The organism is Candidatus Gracilibacteria bacterium (genome assembly GCA_041661045.1).
Lineage (GTDB): Bacteria > Patescibacteriota > Gracilibacteria > UBA1369 > 2-02-FULL-48-14 > 2-02-FULL-48-14.
The window spans coordinates 749371-767095 of sequence record JBAZVE010000001.1; the positions used below are offsets into that span (position 1 = coordinate 749371).

19 protein-coding genes are annotated in these 17725 nt (G+C 50.0%); 8 read left to right on the forward strand and 11 right to left on the reverse strand.

Annotated features, from left to right (window positions below; all coding sequences use genetic code 25):
• Positions 1-382: 382 nt before the first annotated feature.
• The 8 genes from pilO to metG are packed head-to-tail and all read left to right on the forward strand — an operon-like array spanning position 383 to position 7845.
• On the forward strand, positions 383-901 hold the full coding sequence (gene pilO, locus WC777_03650) for a type 4a pilus biogenesis protein PilO (GenBank protein MFA6024281.1): 519 nt from the start codon (positions 383-385) through the stop codon (positions 899-901).
• A gap of 5 nt (positions 902-906) precedes the next feature.
• Complete coding sequence (locus tag WC777_03655) at positions 907-2577, forward strand: type II secretion system F family protein (protein MFA6024282.1); 1671 nt, start codon at positions 907-909, stop codon at positions 2575-2577.
• Between the two features lie 27 nt (positions 2578-2604).
• Positions 2605-3645: a prepilin-type N-terminal cleavage/methylation domain-containing protein gene (locus tag WC777_03660; protein ID MFA6024283.1), complete on the forward strand. Its 1041-nt coding sequence runs from the start codon at positions 2605-2607 to the stop codon at positions 3643-3645.
• A 16-nt stretch (positions 3646-3661) separates the two neighbouring features.
• Entirely contained in the window at positions 3662-4885 is a 1224-nt protein-coding gene (locus tag WC777_03665) for a hypothetical protein (GenBank protein MFA6024284.1), read from the forward strand.
• A complete protein-coding gene (locus tag WC777_03670) occupies positions 4842-5156 on the forward strand; it encodes a hypothetical protein (protein ID MFA6024285.1) in 315 nt (104 codons plus the stop codon). The genes WC777_03665 and WC777_03670 overlap by 44 nt, the downstream gene beginning before the upstream one ends.
• 28 nt (positions 5157-5184) lie before the next feature.
• The gene (locus WC777_03675; GenBank protein ID MFA6024286.1) at positions 5185-5733 is read left to right on the forward strand and encodes a hypothetical protein; all 549 of its coding nucleotides are present in this window, start codon (positions 5185-5187) and stop codon (positions 5731-5733) included.
• 24 nt (positions 5734-5757) lie between these two features.
• On the forward strand, positions 5758-6327 hold the full coding sequence (locus WC777_03680; GenBank protein MFA6024287.1) for a hypothetical protein: 570 nt from the start codon (positions 5758-5760) through the stop codon (positions 6325-6327).
• Positions 6328-6363: 36 nt separating this feature from the next.
• Positions 6364-7845 (forward strand): methionine--tRNA ligase, encoded by a 1482-nt coding sequence (metG, locus tag WC777_03685; GenBank protein MFA6024288.1) that lies wholly within the window; start codon positions 6364-6366, stop codon positions 7843-7845.
• On the opposite strand, the gene WC777_03690 is transcribed toward metG, so the two are convergent.
• The 11 genes from WC777_03690 to WC777_03740 all read right to left on the reverse strand — a co-directional run bounded on the left by WC777_03690 (position 7789) and on the right by WC777_03740 (position 17616).
• Complete coding sequence (locus WC777_03690; protein MFA6024289.1) at positions 7789-8145, reverse strand: hypothetical protein; 357 nt, start codon at positions 8143-8145, stop codon at positions 7789-7791. The genes metG and WC777_03690 overlap by 57 nt on opposite strands.
• Positions 8146-8186: 41 nt before the next feature.
• Positions 8187-8606, reverse strand: a complete 420-nt coding sequence (locus WC777_03695; protein MFA6024290.1) for a hypothetical protein — start codon at positions 8604-8606, stop codon at positions 8187-8189.
• A complete protein-coding gene (locus WC777_03700; protein ID MFA6024291.1) occupies positions 8599-9507 on the reverse strand; it encodes a hypothetical protein in 909 nt (302 codons plus the stop codon). Before WC777_03700 ends, WC777_03695 begins: the two co-directional genes overlap by 8 nt.
• On the reverse strand, positions 9501-10349 hold the full coding sequence (locus WC777_03705) for a hypothetical protein (protein MFA6024292.1): 849 nt from the start codon (positions 10347-10349) through the stop codon (positions 9501-9503). Before WC777_03705 ends, WC777_03700 begins: the two co-directional genes overlap by 7 nt.
• Positions 10350-10359: 10 nt before the next feature.
• Entirely contained in the window at positions 10360-10785 is a 426-nt protein-coding gene (locus WC777_03710; protein MFA6024293.1) for a hypothetical protein, read from the reverse strand.
• Entirely contained in the window at positions 10749-12893 is a 2145-nt protein-coding gene (locus WC777_03715) for a type IV secretion system DNA-binding domain-containing protein (protein ID MFA6024294.1), read from the reverse strand. Before WC777_03715 ends, WC777_03710 begins: the two co-directional genes overlap by 37 nt.
• Positions 12894-13012: 119 nt before the next feature.
• On the reverse strand, positions 13013-14020 hold the full coding sequence (gene dusB, locus WC777_03720) for a tRNA dihydrouridine synthase DusB (GenBank protein ID MFA6024295.1): 1008 nt from the start codon (positions 14018-14020) through the stop codon (positions 13013-13015).
• Position 14021: 1 nt separating this feature from the next.
• Positions 14022-14906 carry a hypothetical protein gene (locus tag WC777_03725; protein MFA6024296.1) on the reverse strand — a complete coding sequence of 295 codons (885 nt, stop codon included), beginning with the start codon at positions 14904-14906 and terminating at the stop codon, positions 14022-14024.
• Positions 14907-14975: 69 nt separating this feature from the next.
• On the reverse strand, positions 14976-15536 hold the full coding sequence (locus WC777_03730; protein MFA6024297.1) for a hypothetical protein: 561 nt from the start codon (positions 15534-15536) through the stop codon (positions 14976-14978).
• On the reverse strand, positions 15526-16563 hold the full coding sequence (locus WC777_03735) for an FtsQ-type POTRA domain-containing protein (GenBank protein MFA6024298.1): 1038 nt from the start codon (positions 16561-16563) through the stop codon (positions 15526-15528). The genes WC777_03730 and WC777_03735 overlap by 11 nt, the downstream gene beginning before the upstream one ends.
• 252 nt (positions 16564-16815) lie before the next feature.
• Positions 16816-17616 carry a hypothetical protein gene (locus WC777_03740; GenBank protein ID MFA6024299.1) on the reverse strand — a complete coding sequence of 267 codons (801 nt, stop codon included), beginning with the start codon at positions 17614-17616 and terminating at the stop codon, positions 16816-16818.
• Between the last annotated feature and the right edge of the window lie 109 nt (positions 17617-17725).

The following is a 17725-nucleotide window of genomic DNA, read 5'->3' on the forward strand; positions in this document are numbered from 1 at the left end:
CTGTCCGTGATTTGGACGCGCGAAAGGTGGAAGTGGAGGCTCAAATGGAAGAGCTCCGTGCGCAGGAGATTGAAGAACTTTTTGTTGCCGAACAACTACGGGATCGTCTGGAAGCAGACACCGTGCTTTGGTCCAAAGTGGTCCGTTCTCTTCAAGATTTGACGCCGGTGACTGTTTTTTTGACTTCTTATAGCTTGAGTGAACTGGGAGAGGTGCAGGTGAGTGGACTTGGAGATAGTTTTGGATCGGTGGCGGATGCGATTTTAAGTTTGGAAAAATCGCCCGATTTTTTACATGTTTTTGTACCGTCTGTGACTGCGGGAAAAACTTCCGATGGTCAGCCGGTGGTGTCTTTTACTCTTCAACTTGACCTCCTTCCTCAGTGAAATCCAACTCTTTTTCTCAACTCGTTTCCATTGTTCTGCTCTTCCTTATTCTGGTGTGCAGTGTGGTTTTTGTTTTGCCCATGCGCAAAAAAGTGGAGGAACTTCGAGCCAGCCGGGATCTTAGGGTCACCGAGGTGGAAGCTTTGGAGGGTGACTACACCGAACTCAAGGCGCTTTCCGAGGAAGTGGTGAAGAGCGAGAGCACTCGAGAGGCTTTGAAGACCGCCGTTCCCGTGGGGTACGACCAGGATGCTTTGCTTTTGGAACTTTCCGAACTTGCCAAGGACTTGGGCTTTGCCTTGAACGCGGTGAACTTTTCGGACTCGGTGAGCCAGGATTATGGAAAGACGATTGGAATTTCCGCAAACTTTACCGGGACTTATGAGGATTTGGTTGGATTTTTGCAAAAACTGGAGGGGGCGGATCGTTTGCTTCGAGTCACCAACATGAGTGTTCAAAGAGTTTCTTCTGCGGACATTTCGTTTAGTGTGAATATTGAGGCCTATTACCAGTAAGGATCATGAAAGAAACCAGCGTCGTTTACGGAGTTTATAGTAATATCGATCAGCCGATTTTGGTGCGAGTACAGGATTTTTTTATCGATCGTAAAAGGGTTGGGGTAAAAGAAAAATCTTATTTTTTCCATTTGCTGGCGGTGATGATTGATGCGGGGATCCCCATCATGAAGGCGCTCAAAGTGCTTTCAAAAAAAACGGAAAATCCACGGTTTGCACGGATCCTCAATACCTTGGCTTATGATGTGGAACGGGGAAAGCTAGTGAGCCAATCCATGCTCAAGTTCCCCGATGTGTTTAAGGATTCGGAAGTGGGCATTGTGCGCAGCGGTGAAAGCATTGGAAACTTGGCCTTGTTGCTTTTTAAGTTGGCGGAGCAGAGCGAACGCACACATGCTCTTACGCTCAAGGTGCGCGGTGCTTTGATTTATCCCGCCACGGTTTTGATCGCTCTTTTGATTTCCGGCGCTATTGTGGTTTCTTTTGTGATTCCTCGTATTGAGGAATTTTTTACGCAGGCGAATTTTGAACTGCCCTTTTTGACTCGGGTGGTTTTGACCGCGGGCTCTTTCTTCATTCAGTTTTCCTGGCTTTTTGTGATTTTGGTTTTCTTTTTGCTTCTTTTGGGAAGTTTTTTTGTGGGCACGGAGAATGGAAAGCGCAAAGTGGACACTTGGTCTTTGTCTTTTTATTTTGTGGGCGACACGGTGCGAAAACTCAATGTTTCCCGGTTCATTCAACTGTTGAGTTTGCTGGTGGAGGCGGGCGTTCCCATTCATGAAGCCATTCGTATTTCCAGCGGAGCGGTGAGCAATGTGCTCTATAAAGATTTTTTGAATACGCTGAGGAGTGGCGTGGAACGGGGAGAAAAAATTGCAGACAATTTGGCCAAGGCTCCGTTCTTGTTTCCTGAGACGGTGGTGGCGATGGTTTCGGTGGGAGAGGGCAGTGGACAGCTTGGAAAAATTGCAGAAAAACTGGCCCGACATTATGAACAAGAAGTGGAGCATTCCTTAAATAATTTCACAACCATTTTGGAACCTCTGGTGATTGTTTTGGTCGGGCTCAGTGTGGGAGTGATGGCCCTCGCTTTGCTCGGGCCCATCTTTTCGCTCTCAACCCTTGTCTCATGAGTTTGTCCTCTCTTCAGCCAAAGCCCGCATTCACTCTTATTGAGCTTTTGGTGGTGATCACCATTATTGGGGTGCTTACGGGCGTTTTGATTCTGGATTTTTCCGGCATTAAACAGCGGCAGGAGCTTTCCTTTATGGCGGACCAAAGCCTGGCCATGCTTCAACAAGCACGGGCGGAAGTTCAGGCGGGAAAGCTGCGGAGGGAAGATGGAATCTTTTTGTGTGAAGGCGTTTTTTTTAAACAGGGACAGGCCCCGGAATCGGCCGTGGCGGATTACAATGGAGAAGCAGGCGTTTGCGAGGGGGATTCTTTTGAACTTTTGCCCTATGGACTCAGCACCGGCACCGCTTTTATTGAGGAAATTACCGTGGGCGCCGCCGGGCAGGACGAATTGTGGGCCTTTTATAGCCCTCCCGAAGGAGAGGTGTTTTTATTTTCATCGGACGGGGAATTTTTGGAGGGAGATGCTACACTTGTTTTTGCTGCTGCAACCGAAATTCCACTTCAAGTGTTTCTGCAGATTTCCACTCAGACCGATTTAGCCTCTTTATCGCTTGGCAATGAAGAAAATGAAGAATAAGTCCTCCGCATTCACCCTCATCGAAACGCTGATTGCCATCACCTTGGTCATGGTGGTTATTACGGCGACCACGGGTCTTATCTTGAGCACTTTGCTTTCCAATCAACGCAATATTCATTCTGTTCAGGCGGCTTTTTTGGCTCAGGAAAGCTTGGAGGCTTTGCGGTTTATGCGCGACAGCAATTGGCTTCAAAACTATGCGTGGGATGGAGGCACTCCGCTGTGGGGTGGGGATTTTGCATTGAGTGATGGGGAAGAGGTGGAGCTTTTGCTCAAAGAGGAAGATTGTCCTCCTTGTTTTGCCTTCACTTCTTTTACGGAACAAGCCACGGTGAAATTGGGCGGCAATGAGTATATTCGTTCGGTGCTTTTTAAAACGGTTTTGGATGAAGAAGGAAATCGACTTCCCGGCACGGTGGAGGTGATTGCAAAAGTGGCCTGGCAAGAACGAGGGGAGACTCGCAGCATTGAGGTTTCTACTTACTTAAGCAATTGGCAATGAAAAAAACAGTACGATCCATGCCGGCGTTTACTCTACTGGAGATGATCATTGCCATTACGGTTTTTACAATTTTTATTGGGTTCAGCATTGGCGTGTATCTGTCTTATCATCGCACGAACCAGGAGGCTTTGGTGATGCGCAGCATCATGCTTGAAGCCGAGGCCGCCATGGCCGCGCTCACCGAGGCAGTGAAGGAGAATCGGGTGGATTATGATCGTTCGGATGAGTCGAATTTGGCGCTGCGCGGCCCCGATGGAACCGGCCTTTTGTATGCTTGGGACAAAGAAAATGAAGCGCTTTCGGTGCTGAGCACCGCCGCCGATGGCAGCTCCGGCGAAGCCCTTTTGCTCCACGGCCCCGCCACGAGCGCGAGCTTTGTTTCTTTCCGCGTTTTCCCTGAGAAAGATCCCTATTCCAATCGTAGCGAAGCAAGTCTTCAATATCAGCCCACCGTTCAAATCCTCTTGGAATTTTCTTTGCCCGGGCGCGTGAAGGAAGAAGTGAGCGTCCTGCTTCAAAGCTCCATAACCAGCCGTTTCTACCAATGATTTTTTCGCCTCCTCGTTTTCGATCTTCTCCGGCTTCCGCTTTGTTGCTCTCTTTTTTTATGATGACGGTTTTGCTTTTGGCGTCCATCTCCGTGAGTACCCTGGTGCTGAGGGACACCGTGGCGGTTCGCAGCATGGTGAGCGGGGTGCAGGCACTGTACGCGGCCGAAGGCGTGACGGAGTTGGGGCTCTATTCTGTTAAAGAAAATCTCCCCGGTTATGAGCCGAGTTTTTTGGACTATTCCCTCAATGAAACCAGCATCGCGTCCGCTCAGCTCAGTGCCCGTGGAACGGTGGTGCCTTGTGAGGGGCAGAGTGAAGACGGCTGGGGTGTCCTCGACCCCAACGAATCGGTTCAGTTGGCTCTGTTTGCTCAAACGAAGGAAGACGGAAGTTTTTTGAAAAACACTTCTTTTAAAGTTGAATTTTTTGTGGGAGATGAAGAAGAAAATCCGCTCTTCAACGACATGACTCAATTTTTGACGGAACAGGATGTGCTGCGATGGAAAATTCTTGGACTTTATTACGCACAAACGGAGGCGATTTCGGAATACATTCCGCTCGACACCACCAACAACCGTACTTCTCCCGAGAATCCTTCGGTCTTTGGGCCCGGAGCTTCCGGCACGGTTCCGGATGGCTACAAATATGCTAAATTTTATGACTCCGGAACGCCCTCGCATTTTTACCCCAGCTATTCCATCGCGACTTTCTTAGAAAATCACGATTACAATTATTTGGTGCTCACCAATATCATTCAAGGGGCCGAGGATGCACGCATTTACTACCGTTTGCACTGGGTCCCCGGTTCCGGCGTGCCCTCGGCTGAGCTGGGCGGTGTGGTGTGTGAATACACCGAAATCAACGCTTTGGCCGACAGCACCGGTATTGCCGAAGTCCGCCAAGTCCTCCAGACCTTGGTGCGAGAAGGTGAAAACCTCCCCGTCTTTGATTTTGTGCTCTACCACACCAGGGAGGATTGAGTTATAATGGTCTCTTGTACCCTTTTTTATGACAGAACACCTTGCACTTTCAGAGGATTCCCTGGAGGACGAAGCCCCGATTCCAGCGGAAGAACTTGCCGCTCGGCAGGAGGATTTGGAGAACATTTTGACTTACACGCGTCGGTTCCTGTCTCTTGTCGAGGACAAATGGAAAGAGACCAAAACTTGGGAGATGCCCATCACTCGCGGAGACATGATTTTTGCACTTCTCAGTAAACGGCTTTCCTGGGTGGATGCACAAGACAAGCGAGTTTACTCCAGCAATGCCCCCAGGGACATTCTGCTTCGCATGAACGCTATTATTGATCTTTTGGAGCGGGAGTACGGCATGGCGGCGTTTTTTTCCACCGAACGGTCCGAAGTCTTCAATCCCGCCATTCATGCTTCCTTGCACCTGGTGATGCGACCTGCGGAGCCCACAGTCGTCCTTCCTCCCGACTGGCAGTCCTGAGCCGAAATTTGCCAATCCCCAAGCCCTTTGCTATAGTTTTGTATTCTAAGTTTTACCCTTTTTTATGGCGATTCCAAGATCCGGTGACTTGCTTACGACAGAAGAATTGGAGACGCAAAAGGCTGCAGCTGATATGGCGGTGATAGAGGCTCGTGAAGTCCCACACATTGCTTTTCTTTTGCACCAATTGGATGCGTTTATTGGCTCTGAGGTGCAAGCGGGTAGAGTGCGAGCGGAAGGCGGAATCTTTTCTTTGAATAGGACAAAGGAGGGGTGGGAACTTAGTGACCAGGTTTTTAGAGCCAATTTGCCCTTTGAGGTGACGGACCCTTTTGACTTCAGAAACTTATGTTTGGGCTTGATTGCGGGGCGGATCCATGCCGTGGAGGAGTATTTGAGGCCTTTGGGCTGGCAAGCCTCTTTATCTAAGGGAAGCGAATCTCATGGAAGCGATGGAGAAGGCCCTCCTCGAGGCCCTGAACGGAGAGGCGGTACATCGGGAGAAGACACTTTGACCCTCACCCCTTTGGAGCAAAAGGATCCCGTTGAGCAGGGGGCCTCTTCTACAATGGAGGACCTTGTAGGTGTGCTTGGGGAAGGACAATCTCATTAGTATTTATTTTTTAATCAAATTTTTATGGCGATTCCAGGACCTCAAGATTTGATTTCGAGGCAAGAGTTGGAGGCGCAGGAAGCTGCAGATGTGCAGGCCTTGGCGGCGCAAAAAAAGGAGCAAATGGAGGCAGCTCTTTTGCGGGAGCTGGAGAGGTTTTTGGAGACTAGGCTTAAAGTTCAAGAAGGTGGAAGCTTTTCTTTGATGGGCACGGAGCTGGATCGTTTGCTTCATGGGTATTTTGAGCTGGGGCCTTCCGGTACGGGTGTACATGAGCGGGAGGTTGCGGCCAAACGCCGATTGGTGGCAAGGCGTTTAAGTAGTGAGGAGGAAGGACTTAGGTGGCATGCTTCTTTTTCTGAAGTTAAGCATGAAGGAGCTTTTTCCCCGAGTCAGAGGAGCGTTCAGCCCGCTACCATTGAATACTTTTTAACGCTTAGACCTTTGATGGAGGGTGAAGATCCTGAGGCGGATATTGATCCGAACCCTTATGGTACTCGGCAAAAGGAGCAGGCTAGGATGGCTGCAAGAGTTGCGGGTGCATTAGGGAAAGAATGGGAAAAATGATCCACACTATTTGTAGATTTGCTGTAAAAGCCGTATAGTGGGGCGGAATTTACCCCTGTTTCAATGGACTCGTTCTACCTCACCAATGCGATTGCGTACACCAATGCAGGGCCTCACATGGGGCATGCGCTGGAGGCGGTGCAGGGGGATGCCTTGACGCGGTATCATCGTTTGCAGGGTGAGGAAGTGTTTTTTTTGGTTGGGACGGATGAGCATGGCAGCAAGAATGAGCAAGTGGCTAGGGAGAAGGGGGTCACGCCTCAGGAGCTTGCGGATACAAATAGTGCGTTGTTTTTGGATTTTCATAAGAAAGTGAACGCCGCCAACGATGATTTTATTCGCACCACCAGTGAGCGGCACAAGGAGGGGGCGCGGAAATTGTGGACTGAGCTGGAGGCCGCCGGAGTGTTTTATGAAAAAGAATATGAGGGCAAATACTGCATGGGCTGTGAGGCTTTTATTTTGGACAAAGACTTGGTGGATGGGAAATGCGCGGTGCATTTGAAGGAGCCGCAGATTTTGAAAGAGAAAAATATTTTCTTTAAACTTTCGCAGTATTCCGAGGCGATCAAGCAGAAGGTGGAGTCTGGGGAACTTTTGATTCGGCCGGCTTCCAGGCGGAATGAATTTTTGTCGCTTTTGGAAGAGGGGCTGAGGGATGTGAGTTTTTCCAGGCCCAAAAAAAGTTTGAATTGGGGAATTGAGGTGCCGGGGCATGAGGATCAAGTGATGTATGTGTGGTGTGACGCGCTCTCCAATTATATTTCCGCGCTGGGTTACGCCGAGCGGAGCGAGGCGTTTAAAAAATGGTGGCCGGCGGCGGTGCATTTGATCGGCAAGGACATCATTCGCTTTCATTGCGGGATTTGGATTGGCATGCTGATGGCCGCCGGCCTTCCTCTGCCCAAAGCTATTTTTGTGCATGGTTTTGTCACCAGTGAAGGACAAAAAATGAGTAAGTCTTTGGGTAATGTTGTGGATCCCATTGCACTTATTGAGGAATGGGGAAGTGATCCGGTTCGTTATTACTTGCTGCGCGAAATCCCCAGCGACGAGGATGGAGATTTTTCTCGTGATCGTTTTGCTGCGGTTTACAAGGATGAACTCCAAAACACCATTGGGAACTTGGTGCGACGAGTGGCGACCTTGTGCATCAAGAATTTTGACGGGAAAGTGGAGAAACGCAAAGATGAGATGGAGGAGGTGTGGACAAAAACTTGGGAACGATACCACAAAGGATTCTTAAACTTTGATATGCGCTCCTCCATTGAGGCGATGCTGGAACTGGCTCGATTTGGGAATTTATACACCGATGAAAATAAACCTTGGGAACTCGCGAAAACAGACCCCAAACGATTGGCCGTTGTTTTGGGCAATTTGATCCAACTGTGTAGCGGGCTTGGTGAAATGCTTCAGCCCATTATTCCGGAGGCTGCTCAAAAGATCCTGGATCAGGTCTCGGGAGAAACGATTGTACTCGGAGAGCCTTTATTCCCTCACCATGGCCTCAGCCAACTCGGCGGCACTGACTCCGCTGGCGCTTAAGCCTTCGGCACAAGTGGCTTCGAGGTGTGTTCGTGCCGCTTCAGAAACCAAGTTCAGTTCTTCAGTTCCCTGAATCTCTGCTAAGTAGGTATCGATTTCCTTAGGATCGCTGTATCCATATTTTTTCATGATGTCCTTGGTGTTCTCTTCCAGGTCTTCCATGGCAATGCTCTCATCAAAAAGGAGACAAGCGGTTTCGGCCATGGCTTTACCGGTGTTTTCCGCAGTGCTTCCGGTTCCACCGCAAGCGCTTAAAAAAAGGGCTCCCGTGAGGAAAGATGCGAGTAATGGTTTGAACATGCTTTAGAGTTAGAGATATAGGCGCACAGGGAATCCTATGCTTAAATGGCAGACTTGTCCACCTGGAGTACAATCTGCAAAATGCCCTGTACGATGGCATAAGAAAGCAAAATCAAAAGGAGTCCCACCAGAGCCCAAGTGGTCCCTCGTTTCCCTTTTTCGATCCGCTCGTCCTTTCCAAAGGCAAAAATGTAATTGAATCCCGCAATCATAATAAAAATCACGGTGAGTGCACCAGTGAAGAGCAGCACTTGGCTGATGATCTTCCCCACAAACATAATGGCGGTTTGGGTGGCGGCAGTTTCGGGATGATCTGCATCCACGGCCTCTTCCGCTTCTATGGTGGGCAAACTGTCCGGCCTCAAATTATCGTCCAGTTGCAAGGCCGCCCAGCTCAGGTCGGCGTTCAAGAGGGAGAAGGAAAGTCCCAAGGCGATGGTGAGGAGGAGTTTTTTAATCATTGCTTCCTTCGGTGTTAACAAATACTTCATCGGACTCTCGGTTGCTGCTGTCCGTGAGATCCAAGTTGGCGATTCCATATACAATGGCGTAGCCCAAAGCTAAAAGAGCGAGCGCGATGGCGGAATAAATCACAATATTTTTTGCCTTTGTTACGGCTTCTTCATTTCCACGGGCAATTACTAAAAGGGTTCCTCCGTAACAGAACGCGACGAAGATTAAAAAAGCCGTGGCGTACAGGACATTGGTGACCACCGCCGGTACAATTTCCCCTAAGAAATCTCCGCCGGGCAGAGAAACGCGCCCCTGGGTATCCTGGTCTTCAATAATATCTTTTTGACTGGGAAGTAGGAGATCCAGGGCTTCTTCAATATCCAAATTTTGTGGAGGAGTGGTCTCCGCCGCTTCCGCGCTTGGTATGGCAAAGAAAGAAGTCGCGGAATCTCCATCTTGTTCATTGGGGAGCGAAATGGAAACCACCACGGAAACGATTCCATAGGCCAATATTATTAAAAGGAATCCTAAAAGACCGTAACGAAGATTGGTTTTGGCTTTGGTGAGTTTGTCGTCATTTCCGTAGGCAGTGAGCATTTGAATGGCTCCAAATAAAATGCCGGCAAAGGTCAGCAGCCCCATGAGTCCTATAAAAATATTGATTCCCTGGGGTATGGCTTCATTGAGAATATAATTTTGTGTGTCGTAGCCGCTTTGTCCGGTGTCCGGGGAGGGGAGAAAGTCAGGCGCGGGAATGTCTGGGCGAACCACCTGATCTTCCGGCGAAGCATCGTCTTCCGCTGCGGCGTGCGCAACGGGGACTTGGACTGCGCTGTGCAGCATTAAACCTGTGCCCAAGAGGCCCAATCCAAAGAAAAATACAAATGCGATTTTAAATAGTTTTATCATCCGAAAAATCCCGGGTTAATGCTGTAAAGGAGGAGTCCCGACAGAAAGAGCAAAACCATGCCTCCGATGGCCTGCAGAATTTTATTTTTTGCTTCACTGATGTCTCCGGTGACGCCGGACACGGAAATTTTGATTCCTTGAAAGACGATTGTTCCCATAAAAATACTTCCCACGGAGAGCGCGGCAAAGGTGAAGATTTGTTTCACCATGAGTTTAATGAGTCCCATCCCGCTGTCCCCAATCACCCACTGCCGTTTTTCACAATTCACCGCATGGGCAGCACATTCATCGTACGAAAGGCTGTAGAGCGTTCGAACATCATCACAACTCACCACTTCACTCCCATTCACCACCCCCGCAAGGCAACACAATCCCGCATAAACGGTGAGGACTTTATTCTGATCATCCAAAACGACATCGCTGGCAATCACTTCGGTTATCTCTGTCACCAGCAGACCATTTTTCGTACAGTCTCCTTTTTCGAGATAATCGGTGGTTTCATTTGGGGCTCCACATTCTGCATTTCCCAGCGTACTTTCATAACTGGCGTTGAATAGCCCATAAAAGTCTTCGTATCTTGTTGCCATTTCTTCTGCATTGTTCGCTCCGGCCTCGAGCTTTAAGCCGAACGGACATATCAGGGGTGCTTCTATGGCGTTTGCCATTTGATCGTCGGTTCCCAGTACTTCCGTGGTGTCGTTGCCCTCTTCAAAGCTTTCATTGAACTCATCTTCGCTCATGAGGGGGTCTTCGGTTGGAGCGGCTTCATCCGCAAAAACCAAGATAGCGCCTTGGAGGGTGAGGAGAGAACTGAGGATAAGAAGGGCGAGGAACTGGCGCATGGGAGCGGGCTTAATAAAAGAAGGATTGAATAAATACGGTGATGAAATAGGCGAAAAAAGCTAAAAGACAGCCCACAATGGCCTGGCTGAGAATGCCTTTTGCTTTGTCCACTTGGCCTTCATCTCCGCCGGCGGTGACCATCATAAAACCTCCAATCATAATCACAACGAAGGTGACGGTTCCAATCAAGAGCGTGAGAATATTGATGATGCGAAGGATGATGGCGGCGGGGACGGAGACCCCTCTCTCGGTGGCTTCATCCGTGATGTTTTCGTAAATTTCGGTGCTGTCGTTGGTTTGATTGTCTTCGGCATCCAGATCTAAAATTTCTTTCACATCAAAACCGCTATATCCGTTGTCTGCTAAGGCCAGCGGAGAGGCAAGCAGGCCGCAAGAGGCTAAAAAGAGGACGAAACTGGCGATGATTTTTTTCATGTGGCGGGCGAGTTGTCTTTACTATTATACCTGTTTTTCAGTTTTTCTTCAACCAGGGAAACCGGGCGAGCGCATTGGGCTCTGGAACGGGTTTTTAAGGTTTCGAGCGGGAGTGGGGTCTTGGAGGGGGGCGTTTTCTCAACATTCATCCTAAAAAGAGGCAGTGGGCTGCCCTGGTGGAGGAGCTTTGCATAGGCTTGAAAAGGGGCGAGCTGGGTGAGGTCTTCTTCGGTGAGGCTGAGGGAGGGCGCAAGGATTTGCGCGTCGGCATAACTAGTGCGAAAACAGAGCAGCGAGCCCACATTCCCCAAAATGGCATCTTGAATTTCGTGCGGAACTTGGGTGAGGTACTGGTTGGCCAGGGTCAGGGCCAAGCCGTATTTTCTGGATTCCGCCAACATGGTGAGCAGGGTTTTGCTGGTGAAGTTTTGAAATTCATCCACGGTGAGACAAACCGTTTTTCGGCTTTCGGATGGGAGCTCCGCCCGTTGCAAGAGGGTGGACTGAATCATTGAGATGAAAACCATGCCCAGTATGCGGCTGGCATCTTCGCCCAGTTTCCCCTTGGGGAGTGAGATCAGCACGATTTTGCTTTCGGCGAAGGCGTTTTTGAAGGAGAACTTGCTCTTGGGTTGGCCAAAAATGTTTCGGAGGACCGGAAGCGTGAGCAAGGGGCCCACTTTGTTGAGGATCGGAGCGCTGTGTTCTTGCCGGGTCCGCGGGTCTTGTTTTAAAAATTCTTCTTTAAAAAATCGGTGCAATTCGAAATCGTCCGTGAGCTCGAGCATTTTTCGGCAAAAGGCTTCGTTGGTGAGGAGGCGCGGAAGGTCGAGCAGTGTGGTGTTTGGGGCGAGAATCAGGAGGAGGAGTGCATTGCGCAAAATATATTCCAACCGTGGTCCCCAACTGCCCTGGGCCAAGACTTCAAACATTTCCACCAAGGCGGAGGCCTTGAGGTTCGGATTTTCTCCTGGGCAGAGCTCTAAAGGGTTGAGGGCGAGCGGAAAATCGGCATCGCCGGGGTCCAGGAGGAGGATGTCTTTTGCCCGCTCGAGGGGAGTGAGCCGGAGGGCGTCTTCAATCAAGTCCCCATGCGGGTCCAGCACCACGATGCTTCGGCCGAGTTCGGTATCTTCCCTAAAAAGATGCAAAAGTGTTGTGGATTTGCCCATGCCCGTTTTGCCCACCAAGTACAGATGTCTTTTGCGATCTTCTTCCTCAAGCTTTGTATTCCCCGGCTCGGGAAGGTGGGCGGTGGGTTCGGTGTGCAGATAAGTGGCTTGTTCCTTTGCATTTGGGAGCGAAAGCAGGCTCGCCAGCTCTTCGGCGCTCAGCACGGTTTCTTGGTTTTTACGACTGAGACTGAGTTCGCCCAAATAAGGCAGGGTGAAGCCGTGCACAAAATCTTTAAAGGGGTGGCTCAGGGTGATTTGTGCTCTAAACAGAGGTCTGGACAGCTTGTCGAGGATGGCGTGGCGGGGATCTTCCCGTTCGTGCGAGGATTCCATTTGTTCTTGGGGTTCCTGTTTTTGTGTTTTGAGCGGGGAGCTAAAAAGGCAGTTGCGAAGGAGCGGGCCGAGAAAACGGCGAGCTTTGAAGCTGAACCAGGCCTTACTTTCCCATTGGTCAAAGTGTCTTTCAGGTTCGAAGCTGCTTTGTTTCACCTTTTTTAGGGCCCGTTCTCTCTGTCTATTTTTGAGGGGAATGAGCTGCAAATGGAGGAAACTGTTTGGGGTTTTGGCCAACAGAGGGATCAAGGTGCTCAGGGGTGAAATATGTGTTTTTTGTATCCGATCTTCAAATTGGCTGTACCTTTTGATGGGGAGGAGAGGCCCTTTCTTTTGATGGATGAAGTAAAGGGTTTTTGGGCTCGTGGTGAGGAACGATGTGGGGCTTGCTTGTGTTTCGATGAACCGAGAGCCGAGCAGGTGAGTGCTGAGGTCTTCTGTGCAGAAAAACTGTACTTTTTGGTCTTTTTGACGGATCAGAATTTCGATGGAGCCGGGATGTTTTTGTAGGGTGTGCAGCCAATGGTCGAGGAGCCTTGGGGAATAGTCACGGGTTTCGCAGAGTCGGAGTTCGTACAGTGTTTTGGCTTGGGGTTTCATGCGCTTTTGGGATGGGTCTTTAAGCGTAGATGGGAATTGGTTTTTTGTAAAAATCCCCCCATTGATTTTAGGGGTTTTGTTCTTAAAAAATGCGTTGTTGGCGGAGTAACAACAGGGGGCTAGGCGGAACGCAGCTTCTCCACAATTTCGTTGAGAATGCTTCGGGCTTCCTCCAGAGTGGAGATTTGAACCACCTGGGAGCGGTATTCGCTGGCCCCCTCAAAACCGCGGAGGAGTTGGACGAAGTGTTTGCGCATTTCCTTCATGCCGCGTTCCTCACCTTTGGATTCCACGCAGAGTTCGGCATGGCGAAGGTAAGTGGGAACCTTGTCTTCAAAGGAACTGGGCGGGGTGTATGTGCCTCCATAAAGAGCCGCGGCGATTTCCGCCATGAGCCAGGGATTGCCCATGGTTCCTCGGCCCACCATGACTCCGTCCAGAGTGATGCCGGCATACGGAGAGTCGCCGGATGCGGTGAGCTGAGCGAGGGCGTCGGCCGCGCTGCGAATGTCTCCATTCCCAATCACCGGAATGCCTACGGCTTGTTTCACTGCGTAAATGGGGGTCCAGTCGGCGCGGCCCGTGTACATTTGCTTGGCCGTTCGCCCGTGAATGCTCAAGAGCTGGGCACCTGCACTTTCCATATCTTTACAGAACTGTACAAACCAGGGGAGATCCACTTTATCGGCACCCACACGGGTTTTAACAGAAACCGGCAGCTTCGTGGCCTTGGCCACGGCTTCCACCAATTCCGCGGCACGGCAGGGGTTTTTGAGCAGCGCGGAACCGTGATCGCTGCTCACCACTTTTTTTGCGGGGCAACCCATGTTGATGTCGATGGCGTCGATGCCCATGGCCTCGATGCGCTTGGCGGCCTCTGCAAAATGCGCCGGCTTTTTACCAAAAATCTGAGCCACCAAAGGGCGCTCTTCGTTGGGGTTGAAGTCCAGTTGTTTGAGCGTCATTTTACTGTCGTAGACAATGCCGTCGGCACTGGTGAACTCGGTAAAACAAATCACCCGCGGCTCGATTCCCTTAATAAGCTGCCTGTAGGCGGTGTCGGTGTAGCCGGCCATGGGGGCAAGCGCAAGAATCGGCCGCTTTGCGGTTTTCCAGGAAAATGCCATGTTATTTGTTGGGATTCACTTTTGGACCTTTCTCCTTTCCTCCAACAAAAACGATATTGTCCTTTTCGTAATCGCGGAAATCGGGATAGTTGCGGATGGGGGCGCCTTTTGCCCACGCCACTCCAAATCCTTGTTGATCTTCAAAGAGAGCGGACAATACGAAGACTGAATTTTCTCCCCCAATGCCATCGTAGACGGCGTAGAGGTATCCAAAAGGTTCACCCGCCTTGTCGATTTCTCCTTGTCTGGGGTCGGATGGGATGGTTTCAAAGGCATCGCTCTCTTCCAAAATGGTTTCGATTTCTGCGGCTGCGGGGTAAGCGCCGGTTTCTTCTTTGTAGGCTTCAATTTCCTCCAAAATGGCAGTCATGTCCTTCACTCTTTGGTCGTTTTCTTCAAGGTAAGTGAGGTCTTGTTCTTCGTCGTCGGTGATGGAGTCCTCAATGGTTTCCTCGCGGTCGCGATTGGCGAGCCACCAGATTCCGGAGCCTCCGAGTAGAATCACCACCACTGCGGGGATGAGAAGGGCCAGGAAGAGTTTTCGTTTTTCAAAGCCTTCATCTTCATTTTCCTCCGTTTCTTCTTCGGGGAGCGTGAGGTCCGGAGCGCTTTCCACTTGTAAAGAGGCGAGGGGGTCTGGGACGGGGGCGGGATTTGCGGCCGGAGCGGGTGCTGGTGCCGCCGTCGGTGCCGGGGCAGGTTGACTCACCGCTGCGTGCCTTCGCTCCTCCGCCTGACGCATCAAAGAAAGCGCACGGGCGTTTCCAGGTTCCAATTGCAGAATTTCCAAACACCCTTGAACCACTTTGTCGTATTCCTTTGCATTGAGCCAAGACTGAACCAAGTTCAGGGCTTCGATCACGCTGATGTCTCCACTGTTTTCCATGTATCACAGAGTAAGCCAAATGGGCCCGGAGCGCAAGCGGAGGGCTTCAATAAGCGCCTCGAACAACTTCTAATAGGCTTCTTCGGTGTTGTAAACGCCGCCCACTTGAGGGATCACGGCTTCAATGGTGCCCCAAGAGGACTCCCGGTCTTTTGGGGTGATGAGGGTCACTTCGTCTCCGGTGTTTCCCTTGTAATAAGTCACCGAGGCCAAGAGCACTTTGTAGGATTTCCCGTTTGCCAAAACCTTGAATTGTCCATCTTCCTTCACCAAGGTCCCTTTCACAAAATCTCGATCGATGGGGGAGATTTGTTTGTACATAAAGCTTCCGTTGGGCAGAATGGTGAGCTTGAGTCGGTCTCCTTCCACCAGTTTCGATTTGCTCGCGTAATTGGCGGGCACAGGATAGATCTTTTCATTGGGCCCGATCATGTTTTGTCCGTCAAAAACCCCTTCCACAATCTGATTTTCCCCTTGTTCATAGGCGCTGCTTTCTTCTGTTTTTGGCGTGCTGAGCTCCGAGTGTGCTTCCGGATTCATCTGGCCCAAAAGCTCCCTCGCGGCGCGTAAAGAAGCCTCACCGGCCTCGATCATGCGGAGAATTTTTGCGATTTGTTCATTATTTGTCATGGTTTGTGTGTTTATATGTGATTCACTCCACCAACTTATATATTACTTTTTCTCCATTCTGTCCAGAAATTCTAAGATCGATGTAGTCCAACGGCGCGGTATAAAGATCTATTTTTACCAAAGCTTTTTTGAGTTTGAGTAATTGAAGATTCAGATCTTGAGTCATGTCCAGCCACACGAAAAAGTACCGTTCGGTGTACAGGTGCAGCTCCCGTGCCCGTTTGAGATAATGGATTTCCAGGACATCCATATTGAATTTCCCCTCAAAACTTTTGCTGGTTTCTAAAAGTGAGCTCAGCACTTCCTGTGGGATCAATTCTTCGTTGATTTGATCCGGTTTCTCCGGCACGGCGGGGTCCGCTTCGTCCGCGGTCTCGGGGGATTCCACTGTTTCCTCAGGTTCTGCCGTTTGTACCGCGCCCAGATCCGCATCGGTCCCGGTGGAATCTATGACCAGAAGCGGAAGGTCTTCGATGGTGGCCCCCACACTGGCGATATAGCCCTTTTCGTTGACCACAAAATTTTCGCTGCTGCCGTCCTCAAATTCCACTCGTACGCTGGCCACGGGAGGGTAGGTTTCCAGTTTTACCGTGATGGTGTGGAAGAGCTTTCGATCGATATCCAGATTTTTTAAGTAGGTGAAGCTTTTGAGCAAGGCCTTTTCTTGATTTGATGCGCTCCAAAACAGCATGTTTTTGCCCAAAATCTCCTGCAAAATTTCTTTGATGGCCACCTGCTCTTGGCTGGTGTCCGCCTCGCCCTTCACTTCAATGTTTTGAATTTCGAACAAAGGAGTAAAAAAGATTCCATAGAAACCCGCCACCACCCCGCTCAAAACCAGGAATATTTTTAGATTTCTTAAAAAACGGCCGGTCTTTTCGGTGCTTCTGCGACTCAAACGGTCGGTTTGTATGGGCCTTATGCGAGGAATAAATGGCTTTCTCCTCGAAAAGCGCTGGCTTTTATAACTGGTGAAGCTGGTCTGGCCCGTGCGACGATTTCGTTTAAAAATCGAGAGTAAACCCATAAATGGCGGGATGGGGTTTGGGATCAGTTGCCTTTTGCAAGAGCATCTCTCATGGCATTTTGGCGAGCCTCACTTCGTGGGCGGGCAATTGCCTTGTTTCGCCTTTTCCATTGCTTAGACTTGGGCCGACTTGCGTTGGCCGTTGTCATTCCGTGTTTTAAACTGTGTTTATTGACCATATATTCGGCTTGGCCGAAGCTTTAAGAGCTTAGGGATTGTAGGTGGCGCTTCAAGAGAAGTCAAGCCAAGAACTTATATGCCACCGGGGGGAGAGTCATCGTAGTCCGTTTTTTTCTTGTTGAGGTGGTCTTGCAATCTGCGCTTAAAGAAGGGATCAAAGGGTACGATGTCCCCGGGATTTCCATTGAAGGTTTGGATGGTCCCATCTACTCCATTCCAGAATACTTCAGTTGGGAGTGCCTTATAACTCTCAAACAGAGCGTTAAAAATTTCATCTTCTCCCATGCCCGCGCTCCAGTTGATGCACATAGCTTTTAGAGCCCGTTTAAACCTTGTGACCTGTATGCCCTCCCGTTCTTCCATTTGTAGCCTTGTTGTTTGCTCGACTATGGTGTTAGAGGTTTCTGTGTTTAATGAAAGTAGTCTGCGTAGGTCCGCCAGAAGATTGGCGATATCGGCTTCTTTAAGGTTGTCGAGTTTTTTTGCCTCCATGACGAGGGTCACCAAGCACTTGATTGCTGTATCCCAAGTGCTTGCGGGAGTGAGTTCCGTTTCCGGTTGGCTCTCGATTTTTTTAAGTGCTAAAGCGGCTTCGATGATTGTGGTCAAACGGTCATCCTTGATTCTGTTGGTCCCTACACTTCGTTTCAGTTGAGCAGCTAAGCGGAGTACTTCTTGAGGTTTGGGTGCTGCTGGTGGTGTTTTTGCGGCTCTTTTTAAGCCACCTCCAAAACTTCGAATCAACTCAATTGGCTCATCGCCGACTGGGTCTTCTTCTGTTCGGGTGGACTGCGGTAGGGCACGAATACCCGCCCCCCTGGTCGGCAGGTGGAAAAGATTACTAGGCTTGGGCTCGGGAAATTCTGTGGGCATAATTTATTTTATAGCCTAGGTATCATACTTTGTTTTTCTGTTTTGTAAAGAGACCCTACCGTGGAGTGAAGGGCCTCTTTTTATAATTGAGTGGGGGGCTTCGTTTCGG